The following is a 14,546-nucleotide window of genomic DNA, read 5'->3' on the forward strand; positions in this document are numbered from 1 at the left end:
ATCGGGCGCGGCCACCTTCGCCAGCGAGCCACCGAATTTACCCACCGCCGTGCGTGCGGCCGAAACGATCACAATGTCAGTCATTTTCCATTCCTGCATTAAAAAGTCTTATTGGGGTAGCTGCATAAAAAACGGACCACACGGCGCATCAGCGACACGCTCTCGACATCCGAATGAGCGTGTCTGCATACCGTTACACAAAGATGACAAAACGGGGAACATACGCAATGACGATGCGTGTTGACTCAACACGGGCTTTTAAATCGAAATTGACGCTGGCGCAGCGCAACGCCTGAGCGTTGCGGCCGCGCTTGCTTCCAGAACGCCTTGAATGGCAACGCAATAACTATTATTTGGCGGCTTGAATAACCGCAGCCTCCTGCGTGGCAGGCTGCTGAATCGCTTTAGCCGTTACCGAATCCACATGATTGCGTGCCGATTCGATAGTTTGCTGCGTCAAGGTACGGAATGTTTCTGCCGCATTATTGAACGCCGCAAAGGTGGAATTGAATGTCGTGAAATACGGGGCGAATCCTGCGGGGCCATTCTGCGGAAAGCTTTCTGCAAAGGCTTTCGCGCGCTCCTGCTGCGCTTCGGCCTGCGCCTGGGCCGCCTGAGTCAATTCCGCCTGCGCATGCGTGGCGATATCGAAAAGCTGACGTCCGTACGATAGGGCCTTTGCGGCGGCCTGCTGTGAAGCGCTCACATGCTGCGTGAACAGTTCGACGGGACTTGCGGTCTGCAACGCGCTCTTGAGCGTCGCTTCGTTTTCGGCCAGTAGTGCGCGCGTGGCCTGAAGGTTCAACGCGACGACAGCTTCGACGCTTTTAAGCGCTGGCTGCGTCAATGCAAAAAATGCCGCAATGCCGGACTGGTATTGGGCCCGGAGACGATCGGATGCAAATTCGTTGGGAGACTCGCTCATCGACTATGCCTCATGGTTAGAAATGCTAAATAGACTGACGAAATTGAGCCGCCATCCGAAGCGACTCACAACCACTCAGACCGACAACGTCCGCGACACGCACGCTCTCGTGACAACGCAATTAGAGACTTCATTCTAAGCCATCAATTTAACAATTTTGTGCAACACACAATTAGGTGAAAACCCTGAGTCAGCACAATTCGATTCGAATCGGGTTTATTTCTTGCAGTTGTCAGGCAAATCGACACGCGCTGACGCGTCGAGGGCCGGATGCGGGATCGAGTGCGGGGTCGGATACGCTGCCCGCATACGCCCAATTCGCCGAAGTCAAAAGCGGTGAATTAGAGCGACGCGATATAGCAACTGATTTTGTCCGGCCGAATTTCCATTCCGGCTCCCCTATCTTTGATAGCTATTTTCACGTCGGGGAAACGAGTTTCGGTCAGCGTCAATGACAGACTAAGTGCTGTCAGCGTAAGGGAATGTTCTGGAATCTGCGTTAATCGGCGACAACACCAAGGATTCCGAATTACTTTGCGGAATTTCGTAGTGCCCCCAAGGGCTGCCCAACACGTGTCCGTTCACGGTCATGCCGTACATCGAATACGGCGTGCCGTGATACCTGGCGCGCGTCTGCGCGGCCGATCCGGTGCAGCGCGGATCTTGCGGGCGCTCGTGGCTATCCATAAACGCTCGCCGCGCGGCGTTACAATCGCGGAAGTCCAGACAGGCCAGCGCTTAACTCTATCGTGACCGAGCATCAACCCGGCCTGACGCCGGGCTTCATTCTGACCCGCCACTGGCGCGACACGCCCACGCATACCGAAGTCGATTTCTGGCTCGCGACGCCTGACGGCCCGCGGCAGTTGCGCCTGCGTGCGCAAACGTCGGTGGCCTTCGTGCCGGCCGCGCAACGCGAAGCCACCCGGCGCGCGCTCGAACGCGACAGGGGCGTCGAACTGCGCCCGCTCGATCTCAAGGACTTCCGCCAGCGCCCCGTCGTCGGGCTCTATGCGCCGCAATACCGTCAGCTCACCGGCGCGGCAAAGCGCCTCGCGAAAGCGGGCATCGACGTCTTTGAAGCCGATATCCAGCCGCCCGACCGTTACATGATGGAGCGCTTCATCACCGCACCCGTGCTGTTTCGCGGCACGCCCGACGATGCCGGCGTGCTGATCGACGGCGAGATGAAACCCACCGTCGATTACCGGCCAGCGCTGCGGCTGGTCTCGCTCGACATCGAAACAAGCGCGCAGGGCGAACTGTATTCAATCGCGCTCGAAGGCTGCGGCCAGCGCCAGGTGTATATGCTCGCGCCGCAAAATGGCGACGCCGGCGCGATCGACTTCGATCTGGCGTACTGCGAAAACCGCGCGCAGATGCTCGAATGCCTTAACGCCTGGATGGCGCGGCACGACCCCGACGCGATCATCGGCTGGAATCTCGTACAGTTCGATCTGCGCGTGCTGCATGCGCACTCGCAGCAATACGGCGTGCCGCTGCGGCTCGGGCGCGGCGGCGCGGTCATGGAGTGGCGCGAGCACAGCATCAACCAGAACCACTATTTCGCGGCGGCGGCGGGCCGGCTCATCATCGACGGGATCGAGGCGCTGCGCTCGGCGACATGGAGCTTCCCGTCGTTCAGCCTCGAATACGTGTCGCGAACGCTGCTCGGCGAGGGCAAGGCGCTCGACAATCCGTATCAGCGCATGGACGAGATCCAGCGCCGCTTCGACGAAGACAAGCCCGCGCTCGCGCGCTACAACCTCAAGGATTGCGAGCTGGTCACGCGGATCTTCGCGAAGACCGAACTGATGGCGTTCCTGCTGGAGCGCGCCTCGGTCACGGGCCTGCCCGTCGATCGCAGCGGCGGCTCGGTCGCGGCGTTCACGCATCTCTATCTGCCGCGTATGCATCGGCTAGGCTACGTGGCGCCCAATCTCGGCGATGTGGTGGGCGAGAACAGCCCCGGCGGCTTCGTGATGGACTCGCGGCCCGGCCTCTACGATTCGGTGCTCGTGCTCGACTACAAGAGCCTGTATCCGTCGATCATCCGCACGTTTCTGATCGACCCGGTCGGGCTGATCGAGGGCTTGCGCGCGCCCGACGACTTGCATTCCGTGCCCGGTTTTCTGGGTGCGCGATTCTCGCGCACGACGCACTGTCTGCCCGAGATCGTGCGCCAGGTGTGGGAAGGCCGCGAGGCTGCGAAGCGGCAAAAGAATGCGCCGCTTTCGCAGGCCCTGAAGATCATCATGAACGCGTTTTATGGCGTACTCGGCTCGACGGGTTGCCGCTTTTTCGATCCGCGCCTGGCCTCGTCGATCACGATGCGCGGTCACGAGATCATGCGCCAGACGCGCGCACTGATCGAGGCGCAAGGCTACGACGTCATCTACGGCGATACCGATTCGACCTTCGTCTGGCTCAAGCGCGCGCATTCGGAAGAGGACGCCACACGCACGGGCCGCGAACTGGTCGCGCATGTCAATGCGTGGTGGAAGGCGGAACTGGAGAATCGATTCGGACTCCAGAGCGCTCTCGAACTGCAATTCGAGCGTCATTACTCGCGCTTTCTCATGCCCACCGTGCGCGGCGCCGAGGAAGGCAGCAAGAAGCGCTATGCGGGCCTGTCGCTGGCGAAGGACGGCAATGCCGAAGGTGGCGAAGAAGTCGTGTTCAAAGGCCTGGAAACCGTGCGCACCGACTGGACGCCGCTTGCGCAGCAGTTCCAGCGCGAACTCTACCGGCGCGTCTTCATGCGCGAGCCGCATGCGGACTATGTGCGCGATTACGTACGGCGCACGCTCGCCGGAGAGTTCGACGATCAACTCGTATTTCGCAAGCGTCTGCGGCGGCCCTTGAGCGACTACCAGCGCAACGTGCCGCCGCATGTGCGCGCGGCGCGCGTGGCCGACGAATTCAACCTTGAAAAGGGCCGCCCCCTGCAGTATCAGAACGGCGGCTGGATCAGCTACGTGATGACGACCGTAGGACCGGAGCCGCTGGAGACGCTCAGCGCGCCGCCCGATTACACGTTCTATCTCACGCGTCAGCTACAGCCTGTCGCCGATGCGATCCTGCCGTTCCTGCGCGAAGCATTCGAGACGCTGATCTCCGGGCAGGCGAGCCTCTTCTAGCGCGTTTCCCCGCGCGCGCCAAGCCGCGCTCGCAGGCCTTCGCGCACCTGCGGCCACTCGTCGTCGATAATACTAAAGCGCACCGAATTGCGTTTGCGCCCATCGGGCATGATGCGTTCGTGCCGCACGATACCTTCCTGCTGCGCACCGAGCCGCAGAATCGCCGCGCGGGACTTCTCGTTCAGTTCGTCGGTGGTGAATTGCACGCGCACGCACCCGAGCGTTTCAAAGGCATAGGCCAGCAGCAGCCACTTCGCCTCGGTATTGATCGACGAGCGCTGCGCGGATGCCGCCAGCCACGTATGGCCGATTTCCAGCTTGCGATTGGCACGGTCGATCTTCCAGAAGCGCGTGCTGCCCACCACGCGGCCATCGCGCCGCACGATCGCGAACGGCATGACCGTGCCCGCGCGCTCGCCTTCGAGCGCGCGGGCGATATAGGCGTCCACGGTCGCGGGCCCCGGCACGACGGTGACCTTGAGGTTCCAGAGTTCGCCATCGGTGGCGGCTTCGATCAGTGCGGGCGCATCGGATTCGCGCAGCGGGCGCAGTTCGACCGTTTCGCCGGTCAAGGTGGGGGTGTTACTCGTCGAATTCATCGAATAGAAGTCATGCCGAGGGGCCGTCGTCGCGGCGCAGCAGGCGCCCTGCATTGGCGATCACGACGAGCGTGCCCACGTTATGAAGAATCGCGCTGGCCACGGCGCTCAGCACACCGAGCGCCGCGAGCGCGATCACGGCCACGGTCCAGCCAAGACCGATCGCGGCATTGGTCGTCGCGATGCGGCGGCACGCGCGGCCAAGGCGAATACAGTCGGGCAGGCGGCGCAGATCGTCGGCGAGCAGCACGACATCGGCGGAAGCCACCGCGATGTCCACGCCGCGCTCACCCATCGCCACGCTGGTCGAGCCGGCCTTGATCGCCAGCACGTCGTTCAGGCCGTCGCCGACCACGAGCGGATGATGTCCCGCGTCGATCTCGGCGAGCACGTAATCGAGCTTGTCGTGCGGCAGCGCCTGCGCCACCACCGTAGCGATGCCGACTTCGCCCGCGAGCCGCCGCGCGACGCTTTCGCGGTCGCCCGTCACCAACGCCTCGCGCCCGATGCCGAGCGCGCGCAGATCGTCGAGCGCCGCGCGCGCTTCGGGGCGCAGCGTATCGGCGAAACCGAACCACGCGAGCAAACGGCCGTCGAGCGCCAGCCCCGCACACGGACCGTCGATTTCAGCGGGCGCGGCGGGCAGCGCCCGCACGTGCTGCGCGAGCAGCTCCGCGCGCCCCAGCACGGCGACACCTTCGGACGTTTGAGCAATCACGCCCAGGCCGCGCAATTCGTGCGATTCGCGCGCTTCGGCCAGCGGCGCGCCGCCGTCCACCGCGCTTTCGCGCACGAGCGCGCGGCAGACCGGATGCGCGCTGCTCACCGCGAGCCGCGCCGCCAGCTCGCGCGCCTGCGCTTCATCGACGCCGGGTTGCCATGCCGTGCGCGTGAGACGCAGCTCGCCATGCGTGAGGGTGCCGGTCTTGTCGATCACGAGCGAGTCGATTTCGGCGATCTTGTCGAGAAACGCGGTGTTGCGAAACAGGATGCCGCGCCGCGCCCCCGCCGCGATGCCCGCGATGGCGGTCGAAGGCGCCGCCAGCACGAGCGCGCACGGGCAGGCCGCGACGATGACCGCGAGCATCGCCTGCGCGTTGGCGCTCGCGAACCAGACGATCGCCGCGATCAGCAGCACGAGCGCGAGGTAGACGTCCATATAGCGTTCGAGCGCCTGCGTGATGGGCGGCTTGGCCGCTTCGGCGCGCTGCATCAGCTCGATGACCTTGCCGAGCGTCGACGCCTGACCGACATGCGTGATCTCGACACGCAGCGGCCCGTCCAGGTTGATCGCGCCGCCGTAGACGCTCGCGCCCTGGGCCGCGTCCTGCGGCAGCGATTCGCCCGTGATCGGGCCGTTGTCGATGCTCGAACGTCCCTCGCGCACGACGCCGTCGGCGGGAATGCGCGCGCCCGGCAGCACATCGACGAGATCGCCCTCGCGAATCGCCTCGTAAGCCACTTCCTCGATCGCCCCCGTCACGCTCACGCGCCGCACCTTGCCCGAGGTCAGGCGGCCTAGCGCGCGAATCGCTTCCTGCGAGCCCAGCACGCTGCGTTCTTCGAGCGCATGACCGAAGGTCATGACGATGGGCAGCAGCGCAGCGGTCGTCATGTCGCCCACGGCCCAGGCGCCGAGCATCGCGAGCGCGATCAGGCGGTCGGTCACGCCATGCAGGCTCGGCGATTTGAGGCTATGCCACGCGCCCGCGAATACGGGCGGCGCGACGATCAGCGAAGCCGCCGCCGCGAGCAGTTGCGCAACCGTCGCATCGCCGCGCGCGCCGGCAGGCGAGAGCCACGGCCACGCGAGCGAGAGCAGCAGCAAACCGCCCGCGAGCAGCGCCAGCAGCGTGTGGCGCGTGATCGCACGGCGCTCGGCGGCGGATAGCGCGAGCGCGGAGACTTCGTGTGCGTCGTGGCTGTCGTGCGCGGCGCTGCCGTCGTGCATGGCGGATTCGTACGGTGTCGTCATGGCGCGCGCCCCGGCAGAACGAGACTCGATGCGTCGTTCGGGTCGAGCGTCGTAACGCGCGCCGCCTTTGCCAGCACGGCCTGCACGCGATCGCGGTAAGCCCGCGCAACCAGCCCCGGATCATGGTTTTCGGCCAGCGCCGCTTCGAGCTGCGCGATCGTCGCGGTCTCCGCTTGCGCTTTCGCCACGCGCTCGGCGGCGTTGGCCTGGGCGTCCTGGACGATGCGGTCGGCGTTCTGCTGCGCGCCCTGGCGCGTCTTTTCGGCGACGGTGCGGGCCTGTGCGACATCGCGCTCGGCGTTCTGCATCGAGTTCAGGACGGCATTGAATGCATCGATGGCCGAAGCCGGAAAAACGGTCTGCACATCGACGCGCGCGACTTCGATGCCGAGTCCCGCGTGCACGGCGGCGAGCGCGTCCAGTTGACGCTGGATCGCGCGCGCGAGGTCGCCGCGCAACTGCTCGCGGCGCACGGCCATCTGCTGGTCGGCGGACACCATTTCGGGGCGCGCAACCAGGATCGCGTCGAGGTCGCGCTGCGCCGCCGTCTCCACCACGGCGGCGGACACCACGCGCTCGATCGCCGCGTCGAGATGCGCGAGCTGCAACGCGTAGGCGTAGGGGTCGCTCACGCGATAGAACAGCGTCGCGCTCAGTTGCACCACGCCGTTGTCGCCCGTCAGCACGTAGCCGGAACCGGCCTCGGCGTCGCTGTCGAGGCCGAGCGTGGCCGGTGCGCCGGGGTCACGTTCAAGCGCGCTCACACGATGTTCGAGCACGCGCTGGCTGCCCGGCACGAGTTGAACCTCTTCGAAGGGGCGCGGCCAGGCCACCAGCAGCCCCGCGCCCTGCGCACGCACATAGGCGCCGAAGCGCGTCACGACGGCGCTGCTATCGGCGGGAATGCGGCGCACGTTCGAGCTAGCCCAGGCGAGCGCCGCCACCACTGCCAGCGCGGCGACGAACCAGAACGACAGGCGCACCGTCTGGGCGCCCGGCCCGAGCGTGGGCTGAAAACCGGGCGCGCTCATCGGGACGGTCCGTGGCTGCGCGCGGGCGGCGCGGCGGCCGCGTTGGCGGGCGCGCCGATGCCCGGCGGCCCCTGCACGAGCGCGCGAAACGGCGCGGCATCGGTGCGCAGGATCAGGTTGGTGTTCGTGTTGACCACCGTGCCGAGCGTGTCGAGGGAACGCAGCATCGTGTAGAGCTGCGGATCGGCCGCGTAGCTCTTGCCGTAGATCGCCGCCGCGTCCTTGCGCGATTGCGCCTCGATATCGGCGGCTTTGACGTTGGCGTCGGCGATCAGCACGCGCGCGTCGCGGTCGGCATCCGAGCGGATCTGCGCGGCTTCGCGATTGCCTTCGGCGGTGCGCTGCGCGGCCACGGTCTCGCGTTCGGCGCGCATGCGCTCGACCGTCGCCGCGAGCGTCACGGCGGGCAGCGTCAGGCGTTCCAGCCCCACCTGCACCACATGCACGCCGTAAGCGGCATAGACCTGCGCGTCGACCTGGCGGCGCAGCGCCTCCTCGAACGCGCCGATACGCACCTGGCCGGGGTCCGTATTGACGAGCGAGGCGAGATCGAAGCCCGCCGAAGTGGTCTGCAACGCCGAGCCGACCAGCGAGCGGATCTGCCGCGCGGCTTCGTCGGGCTCGTTGCGCACCGCGCGCACGAAGCGGCCGATGTCGTTCGCGTTGGCGGGCACGCGCCACGCCACGTAGGCCTGCACGATGATGCGCAGCCCGTCGCGCGTGCCCACGTCCTGCAGGCCGCTCGACGTCGTATGCAGGCGCAGATCGACGGGGACCACCGCCTCGATCGGCGCGGGCAGACGCCAGGCCAGCCCCGGCTGCAGCAGCACGCGCACCGGGTCGCCGAAGCGCGTGACGACAGCGGCTTCACCCTCTCGCACCTGCACGAAGCTGGCGACCACGAGCGCGACGATCACGCACAGCGCCGCCAGCGCCACGCGCAATGCGAAGCGCGGACGGTTCACGGGCGCGCCGGGCTGGCCGTGCGAGTGACCATGATGATGGTGATGCCCATCGGGTGTGTGTATGAAACCCACGTTCAAGTCACCTTGCTAAAGAATGATTGCGTTCGATGCGTGTGCAAATGCGTTTCCGAAGCGGCGCGGCAGCGTCATCGCTTACCAGGCGGGCCGCACGCCCTGCGCCGCCGCGGGCGTGAGCGAGCGCAGGTCGAAGGTCGCGCGCCCGCCGCTTGCGAGGCGATCGTCGATAATGGTCAGATTCGCGTTTTGCAGGCCTTTTTGCAGCGCATGCAGGTAGTACTCGAAGGCGAACGCGGGGCCGCCCAGGCCCTGCGCGATCACATCGGCGTCGAAGCCCGCCTGTTGCACGCGCGCGACCGCAAGCGCGTCCGCGCCGTTCGCGCTGCCTTGCGCGACGGCCTCGATCGCCTGCCGCTGCGCGCCGCCCACGGTCGCCGCCGCGAAGCCGCGCGCTTCGACCACGCTCGCCTCGGCGCGGATCTGCGCGGCCTGCACGCCGTGATAGGCCGCCGCCGCGCCCGCCGGCGGATGCACGCTCTCGATCACCACCGCCACGACTTCGATACCGCCAATCGCCCGGTCAAGCTCATGTTGCACGACGCCGCGCAGTGTCGCGGCCATCGCGGTCTGCGGCGTGTCGAGCAGCGCCGGCAGCGTGCGCGAGGCGAGATAGCGCACGACCTCACGATTCGCAATCGAGCGGACGGTCTGGTCGAGATCGACGGCGCGATAAAGGGCGGCGCGCGCCGCCGCGTCGGACAGGCCGATGCGGTAATCGAGCCGCACATCGGCGCTGACGATCTGGAAAGCCTGCTGGTCGCCGCTCGTGCCCGCAATCACCTGAGTGGTTTCCCACGGGTGCGCGACGTCCCAGAGGCGATCGAGTTGCGCGGGCGTGCGGCCGTCGGCGGGGACCTGGGCTACGGTCGGCGCGGCGCGCTGACCGGCGTTGGGATCGTTGATATCGTCGCCCGCGCTGCCCGAGACGATCAGTTGATGGATCGCGCCGTTGTCGATCACGCGCGCACGGCCAAACGGCCAGGGCAAGCCGACGTGCAGGCCCGGTTGCCACACGGCCGCCGGTGCGCCGAAACGCTCGTACACCGCCCGCTGGTCGGGCCCGAGGATCGTCACGCCGCCCAGCAGCCAGCCCGCCAGCAGCATGACGGCGAGCGTGGCGGGCAAGAGGCGCGCGAAGCTTTGCAGCGCCCAGTTCTGGCGCAGATCGATGCCATAACGCGCACGCAGTTGCTCGTCGAGCGCCGCGAACGGGCGCGCGTGCGCACGCATGGCTTGCGCGATCGTGCTGGAGAGCGTCCATACTTCGCCGGCCTGCGGCGCGGGCGCGGAAAACCACGCCCATGCGGCGCGCGCCGCCAGTTCGATCGCCACCGCGCCGCTCAATACGGCGACGAGTCGCACGAGCCACGTAGGGGATGCGCCGGCGTAGGCAGTCAGCGCCACCGAGGCCGCCGCGCCCAGCGCCGCGACGAGCAACACGCGCAGCAGGGCCGCCAGGGAATGGGCGGACGTCGAGCGCTCGCCATGGTGGGCATACATGCGCTCGGCGAGCAGTACGCCGAAGGCCAGCGCCAGCGCACAGGCGCCCGCCACGAATAGCGGAGCCTGCGCGTTGACGGCATTGCCCGCATTGGCCTCGAAGGCGGGACGCTGCCACGCGAGCGCCGCGTAAGCGAGCGAAACGAGCGCCAGCAGCGGCACGGCGCAAGGCCGCCAGGGCAAGGCTCGCAAGAGCGCACGGACATCGGCGTGGATGGCTTCGGCTTGCGGCTGGGCGCCCTCGCCGCTGTCATCGCTTGTATTGTTTCGTTTGCCTTTGCCCGCCTTTTGCCGAAAAGCCAGCTGTGCAAGTCCGAGCAGCGTCTTCCAGAGCGGGACGCGATCGGCGGGCGTCGTCGTAATGCGCCCGGCATAGAGCCGCGTACCGAGCACGGCAATCAGAATGTCGAGGCTTGCGCTCGCCAGCACCGCGCACCAGCGCGCGTCGAAGGGCAAACGCGGCACCAGCGCGAGCACGCCGCACACGACGGCCAGGCCCAACGCGCAGGCACCCAGCCGGGTTTCGCCGTCGCGGCCGGCGAACCACCCGCGAGCTTCGCGACTCTCGCGCACTGCGCGCTGCACCATCCGGGCTCCTTACAGGGAATTTACGAGGATTGCATTGGCATGATGCGCCAGGTGCTGCGTGGCCCCAGGCGCGCCCCAATGTAGCGCGCTCGATTCGGAAACTCAACCTTGGCGCGGGTCCGCACCCGCACCGACGCGCAGGGAATCGGAGCACAATACGCTGACCAGGCGTGTAGGTTGTGGCGGTTGTGACATTGCCTCGCAGCGATAACAACGCACGACAGGACGCCACACGCGACTCATGGAGGGCTTGCTCATAGCACCGGCGACACGCAAACAGGCGCTCATCGCCGACGCACTCGCGCTTGCGGCGCGCTGCGTCCCGGTGACTTCGTCGCACGCTATGGCGGCGAGGGATTCGCGCTGGTGCTGCCCGATACGGACGCGCAGGAAGTGGGGGCGATCGCGGAGCATGTTCGCGCGGCGGTCGTGGAACTGATGACTCCCACGCCAGCCTCAGTCGGACAGATCACCGTGAGCGCGGGCTGCGCCACGAGCGGCCTGGCCGATGTTGCCGTCACGCCGCACGCGCCGATAGAAGCCGCCGACGCCGCGCTCTATGCGGCCAGGCGGGCGGGCCGCAATCGGGTTGCGCCCGCGGATATGAACGGAGCGCGCGACGCGTCGTCAATGGCGTCGCCGCTGTCGCCCTGACAGGGCCGCCCCCTCATTCCGCCACCGGCCCCGACCCCGCCGGCAGATGCGCAAGCGGATCGACCGCATGACTGCCTTCGCGCATCTCGAACTGTAGCAGCGCCTGGCCGCCGCCGCGCGTGCCCATTTCGGCAATGGTCATGCCCTGCGTCACCTTATCGCCTTCGTGAACGAGGATCTTGCGATTGTTGCCGTAGGCGGTGACGTAGCCGTCGTCGTGCTTGACGATGACCATCAGGCCATAAGACTTGATGCCGCTGCCCGCATAGACGACCCGCCCCGCCGCCGCCGCCCTGACCGGCGTGCCCGCGCGCCCGGCGATTTCGATGCCGCGCGAGCCGTCCACGCCGAATTCATGCACCACCACCCCGCTGACAGGCCAGATGAACTGGCCAGCGTGGGCCTGCTGCGCCGGTGATGCGGGCGCCGAAGCCGTGCCCGACGTCGGGCGTTGCAATGCGGTCCAGTCCGGCGGCGCCACGCGCAGCAACTTCGCCACCTGCAAGGTCGCACCGGGCGCGAGGCCGTTCCAGTGCGCGATGTCGTCCGGCTTGCGCCCGAAGCCATAGGCGATGCTGTCGAGCGTGTCACCGGGCTGCACGCAGTAATAGCCCGCGATCACGTTCCTGCAACTGGCCGTGAAGACGGTTGTGTCGGCGGCGCCCTGGAATGCCGCGCACCCCGACAGGGCGACGCTCGCGGCGAGCAGGCCACCGTATGCTGCCCGGCCCCACCGCGTACTGATGCTCGATCTCATTAATTCGTTATCCTGCCTGTTTGATTGCGCGAAGCATTATGGAAGACGCGCGTCGGATCCCATCTCAGTTTTGGGGCGCGCCCATCACGCGCGATCGCGCGGCTCAACGCGTGAAATCGGCGGATTCGAGCGGCTCGGCGCGGTCGGCCACGGAATCGCTCTTGTGGTTTTCGTGATGCTTCGCTTGCGCGTGGTGGGTCTTGCGATGCTTGCCGTGGTGGTGGTGAGGGTGTTCCGAAGCCGATGGCGCTTGAGCAAACGCTGTGGCGCAGGCAAGCAATGCAAAGCTGGCGAAAAGAATACGTTTCATGGCGACCCCTGCTGGTAACGGGTTGAGAATCGACCCGCAGGCGGGTCGTCTCCCGCATAAACGCCAGCCCTGCATCGGAGTTGACGGTGTCGCGTCAGCCCTGACAATTCTTTACGATACTGCTGCAAAGTTAATCAGAACACGCCGAGCACCAGCCCCGCCGCGAGGCCCGCGCCCAGTTCCGCGCAACGCGTGAGATCGTCGGCGCCGATGGTTTTGGGCGCAAGAATGCGCGCGGGCGTCTGCGCATGCGTGCAGACGATGAGGCCATCTGCGACAGGCTTCAGTCGCCAGCCCGTGGCGATCCGCTCGATCTGGCGCAGGGCGTTCTGGCCGTCGCTGCCCGCACAGATCATGGCCGCATAGGGGCGGCCATTCACGCGATCGAGCGCCGCGTAATAGCAGCGGTCGAAGAAGTCCTTCATGAGTCCGGCAATGGCCGCGAGATTTTCGGGCGTCGCGAACAGGTAGCCGTCGGCGTCGAGCACGTCGGCGGGCTGCGTCTCGTGGGCGCGTTGCAGTTTGACCGTGAGGCTGCGCGCATCCGCCTGTTCGCGCGCGGCGGCCTCGGCCGCCTCGGCCATCTGCTGCGTGCCTCCAGTCATCGTGTGATAAACGATCAGCAGCGTCTTCATGCCTGGGTTGCGTGAGGTTGCGTTGGGGTTGCGTTGGGGTTCATCATCCGCCAGCCGCCGGAAGGGCACGCCGCGCGAAAGCGATGATACCGTGCGTGCCGTTCGCGGCAGTCACCCTGGGCGTTGCGCGTATCATGGACCAATGCCTGCCTATATCGCTCTGCTGCGTGCCGTGAACGTCGGCGGCACCGGCAAACTGCCCATGCCCGAACTGCGCGCGATGTGCGAGGCGCTCGGTTTCGCCAACGTCCGCACCTATATCGCGAGCGGCAATGTCGTGTTCGAAAGCCGGCTCGCGGCGGCAAGCGTCAAGAAGCGGCTCGAACACAGGCTCGAAGAGTACGCCGGCAAGCCCGTGGGCGTGCTGCTGCGCAATGCCCACGAAATGGCCGCCATACTCGCCGGCAACCCGTTCGCCGATGCACCAGCGGAACGCACCGTCGCCCTCTTCCTGGACGCTGCGCCGCCCGCGAACGCGCTCGACACGCTCAGCGGCCAGGGCACCGAGCAACTTGCGCTCGGCAAGCGCGAGATCTACGTCTTTTATCCGGATGGCATCGGTCGCTCGAAGCTCAAGATTGCCGCCGCGAAGGACGGCACGACGCGCAACATGAATACCGTGGCCACGCTCGCGCAATGGGCGGCGCAGTAAGCAGCACAACTGTCACGCAACGCGCCTACGATGGTGTGTTTCTCTTGAGGAGAGGTGAAAGATGTCGCTTCCTTACGGCTTTGCGAAGGGCAAGATCGTGACGGCGCCGCAACTCAAGCCCACGCGGCAGCCCCATGAAGTGCAGTACCACCTGCACTTCGGCCTCTCGGTCGCGGGCGCGCAATGGGATGTCGCGGTCAACGTCGGCACCACCGACGCGGACGACCTGCTCAAGTACAAACTGCTATTCGATTTTCGCCATGCGGTGCTCGCTACGCTCAAGGAAGCTGCGTCCGGCTCGCAGAACCTGACCGGCCAGGCCGCGCTGCCCGCCATCGACTTCCAGCGCAGCGATTTTCTCGACGACACCGGCAAGTGGCGCGACAGCGACGTGATGGACGGCACCGACGCCGTCGAGCCCGTCGCCACGCTCCAGCGTCTGTTGCTGCGCGCCCAGCAGGCGGGCAACGACGTCTATGTGTTCGGCCGCTTCTACAGCGAAGGCGATGGCGTGCACGACATCCACATGAATCAGGGGTCGAAGGGCGCGTTCATCCATCGTCCCGGCGACGACAGCAACGATCACAACGACATCTGGCAGGACGGCGCGCTACTCGTCGATCTGGGCGAACCGCAATGGGCGCTCTACGTGGCCGCGTTCGACCAGCAGTATCTGCCGACCGACGATCTGGGCAATCCCACGGCGGATTCGAAGCCGATTTCGTGACGGCCCCCGC

The 14,546-nt window shown here is 66.5% G+C and carries 13 protein-coding genes; 4 read left to right on the top strand and 9 right to left on the bottom strand.

Features of this window, described 5'->3' with window-relative positions; all coding sequences use genetic code 11:
* Nucleotides 1-349 precede the first annotated feature (349 nt).
* Nucleotides 350-925 (bottom strand): TIGR01841 family phasin, encoded by a 576-nt coding sequence (gene phaP, locus B0G62_RS27170; protein ID WP_103707275.1) that lies wholly within the window; start codon nt 923-925, stop codon nt 350-352.
* 749 nt (nt 926-1,674) lie between these two features.
* Here phaP and B0G62_RS27180 point away from each other — a divergent pair.
* A complete protein-coding gene (locus tag B0G62_RS27180; protein ID WP_244193391.1) occupies nt 1,675-4,065 on the top strand; it encodes a DNA polymerase II in 2,391 nt (796 codons plus the stop codon).
* Here B0G62_RS27180 and B0G62_RS27185 read toward each other — a convergent pair.
* The 5 genes from B0G62_RS27185 to B0G62_RS27205 all read right to left on the bottom strand — a co-directional run bounded on the left by B0G62_RS27185 (nt 4,062) and on the right by B0G62_RS27205 (nt 10,801).
* Nucleotides 4,062-4,664 carry a GNAT family N-acetyltransferase gene (locus B0G62_RS27185; protein WP_103707329.1) on the bottom strand — a complete coding sequence of 201 codons (603 nt, stop codon included), beginning with the start codon at nt 4,662-4,664 and terminating at the stop codon, nt 4,062-4,064. The genes B0G62_RS27180 and B0G62_RS27185 overlap by 4 nt on opposite strands.
* Nucleotides 4,665-4,674: 10 nt before the next feature.
* Nucleotides 4,675-6,639, bottom strand: a complete 1,965-nt coding sequence (locus tag B0G62_RS27190; protein WP_244193392.1) for a heavy metal translocating P-type ATPase — start codon at nt 6,637-6,639, stop codon at nt 4,675-4,677.
* The gene (gene hflK, locus B0G62_RS27195) at nt 6,636-7,670 is read right to left on the bottom strand and encodes a protease modulator HflK (RefSeq protein ID WP_103707276.1); all 1,035 of its coding nucleotides are present in this window, start codon (nt 7,668-7,670) and stop codon (nt 6,636-6,638) included. Before hflK ends, B0G62_RS27190 begins: the two co-directional genes overlap by 4 nt.
* Nucleotides 7,667-8,707, bottom strand: a complete 1,041-nt coding sequence (hflC, locus tag B0G62_RS27200) for a protease modulator HflC (RefSeq protein ID WP_244193393.1) — start codon at nt 8,705-8,707, stop codon at nt 7,667-7,669. Before hflC ends, hflK begins: the two co-directional genes overlap by 4 nt.
* A gap of 81 nt (nt 8,708-8,788) precedes the next feature.
* On the bottom strand, nt 8,789-10,801 hold the full coding sequence (locus tag B0G62_RS27205; RefSeq protein ID WP_244193394.1) for an SPFH domain-containing protein: 2,013 nt from the start codon (nt 10,799-10,801) through the stop codon (nt 8,789-8,791).
* A gap of 207 nt (nt 10,802-11,008) precedes the next feature.
* Here B0G62_RS27205 and B0G62_RS27210 point away from each other — a divergent pair, with 207 nt between their 5' ends.
* Nucleotides 11,009-11,455, top strand: coding sequence for a diguanylate cyclase domain-containing protein (locus B0G62_RS27210; RefSeq protein ID WP_103707278.1), 447 nt, complete (start codon nt 11,009-11,011; stop codon nt 11,453-11,455).
* A 13-nt stretch (nt 11,456-11,468) separates the two neighbouring features.
* Here the strand turns inward: B0G62_RS27210 and B0G62_RS27215 are convergent, their stop codons facing one another.
* The 3 genes from B0G62_RS27215 to B0G62_RS27225 all read right to left on the bottom strand — a co-directional run bounded on the left by B0G62_RS27215 (nt 11,469) and on the right by B0G62_RS27225 (nt 13,157).
* Complete coding sequence (locus tag B0G62_RS27215; RefSeq protein ID WP_103707279.1) at nt 11,469-12,212, bottom strand: peptidoglycan DD-metalloendopeptidase family protein; 744 nt, start codon at nt 12,210-12,212, stop codon at nt 11,469-11,471.
* A 103-nt stretch (nt 12,213-12,315) separates the two neighbouring features.
* Nucleotides 12,316-12,522, bottom strand: a complete 207-nt coding sequence (locus tag B0G62_RS27220) for a hypothetical protein (protein WP_103707280.1) — start codon at nt 12,520-12,522, stop codon at nt 12,316-12,318.
* 134 nt (nt 12,523-12,656) lie between these two features.
* A complete protein-coding gene (locus tag B0G62_RS27225) occupies nt 12,657-13,157 on the bottom strand; it encodes a flavodoxin family protein (protein WP_103707281.1) in 501 nt (166 codons plus the stop codon).
* Nucleotides 13,158-13,299: 142 nt separating this feature from the next.
* On the opposite strand from B0G62_RS27225, the gene B0G62_RS27230 reads away from it, so the two are divergent.
* Complete coding sequence (locus B0G62_RS27230) at nt 13,300-13,809, top strand: DUF1697 domain-containing protein (protein ID WP_103707282.1); 510 nt, start codon at nt 13,300-13,302, stop codon at nt 13,807-13,809.
* A gap of 61 nt (nt 13,810-13,870) precedes the next feature.
* Complete coding sequence (locus B0G62_RS27235; protein WP_103707283.1) at nt 13,871-14,536, top strand: DUF2278 family protein; 666 nt, start codon at nt 13,871-13,873, stop codon at nt 14,534-14,536.
* The last annotated feature ends 10 nt before the right edge of the window (nt 14,537-14,546 follow it).

The organism is Paraburkholderia eburnea (genome assembly GCF_002917095.1).
Taxonomy (GTDB): domain Bacteria; phylum Pseudomonadota; class Gammaproteobacteria; order Burkholderiales; family Burkholderiaceae; genus Paraburkholderia; species Paraburkholderia eburnea.

Excerpts from the sequence above, each read along its gene's own strand:
- phaP (WP_103707275.1), bottom strand. The coding sequence starts at position 925 with ATGAGCGAGTCTCCCAACGAATTTGCATCCGATCGTCTCCGGGCCCAA.
- B0G62_RS27185 (WP_103707329.1), bottom strand. The coding sequence starts at position 4,664 with ATGAATTCGACGAGTAACACCCCCACCTTGACCGGCGAAACGGTCGAA.
- B0G62_RS27190 (WP_244193392.1), bottom strand. The coding sequence starts at position 6,639 with ATGACGACACCGTACGAATCCGCCATGCACGACGGCAGCGCCGCGCAC.
- hflK (WP_103707276.1), bottom strand. The coding sequence starts at position 7,670 with ATGAGCGCGCCCGGTTTTCAGCCCACGCTCGGGCCGGGCGCCCAGACG.
- B0G62_RS27205 (WP_244193394.1), bottom strand. The coding sequence starts at position 10,801 with ATGGTGCAGCGCGCAGTGCGCGAGAGTCGCGAAGCTCGCGGGTGGTTC.
- B0G62_RS27215 (WP_103707279.1), bottom strand. The coding sequence starts at position 12,212 with ATGAGATCGAGCATCAGTACGCGGTGGGGCCGGGCAGCATACGGTGGC.
- B0G62_RS27220 (WP_103707280.1), bottom strand. The coding sequence starts at position 12,522 with ATGAAACGTATTCTTTTCGCCAGCTTTGCATTGCTTGCCTGCGCCACA.
- B0G62_RS27225 (WP_103707281.1), bottom strand. The coding sequence starts at position 13,157 with ATGAAGACGCTGCTGATCGTTTATCACACGATGACTGGAGGCACGCAG.
- B0G62_RS27230 (WP_103707282.1), top strand. The coding sequence starts at position 13,300 with ATGCCTGCCTATATCGCTCTGCTGCGTGCCGTGAACGTCGGCGGCACC.
- B0G62_RS27235 (WP_103707283.1), top strand. The coding sequence starts at position 13,871 with ATGTCGCTTCCTTACGGCTTTGCGAAGGGCAAGATCGTGACGGCGCCG.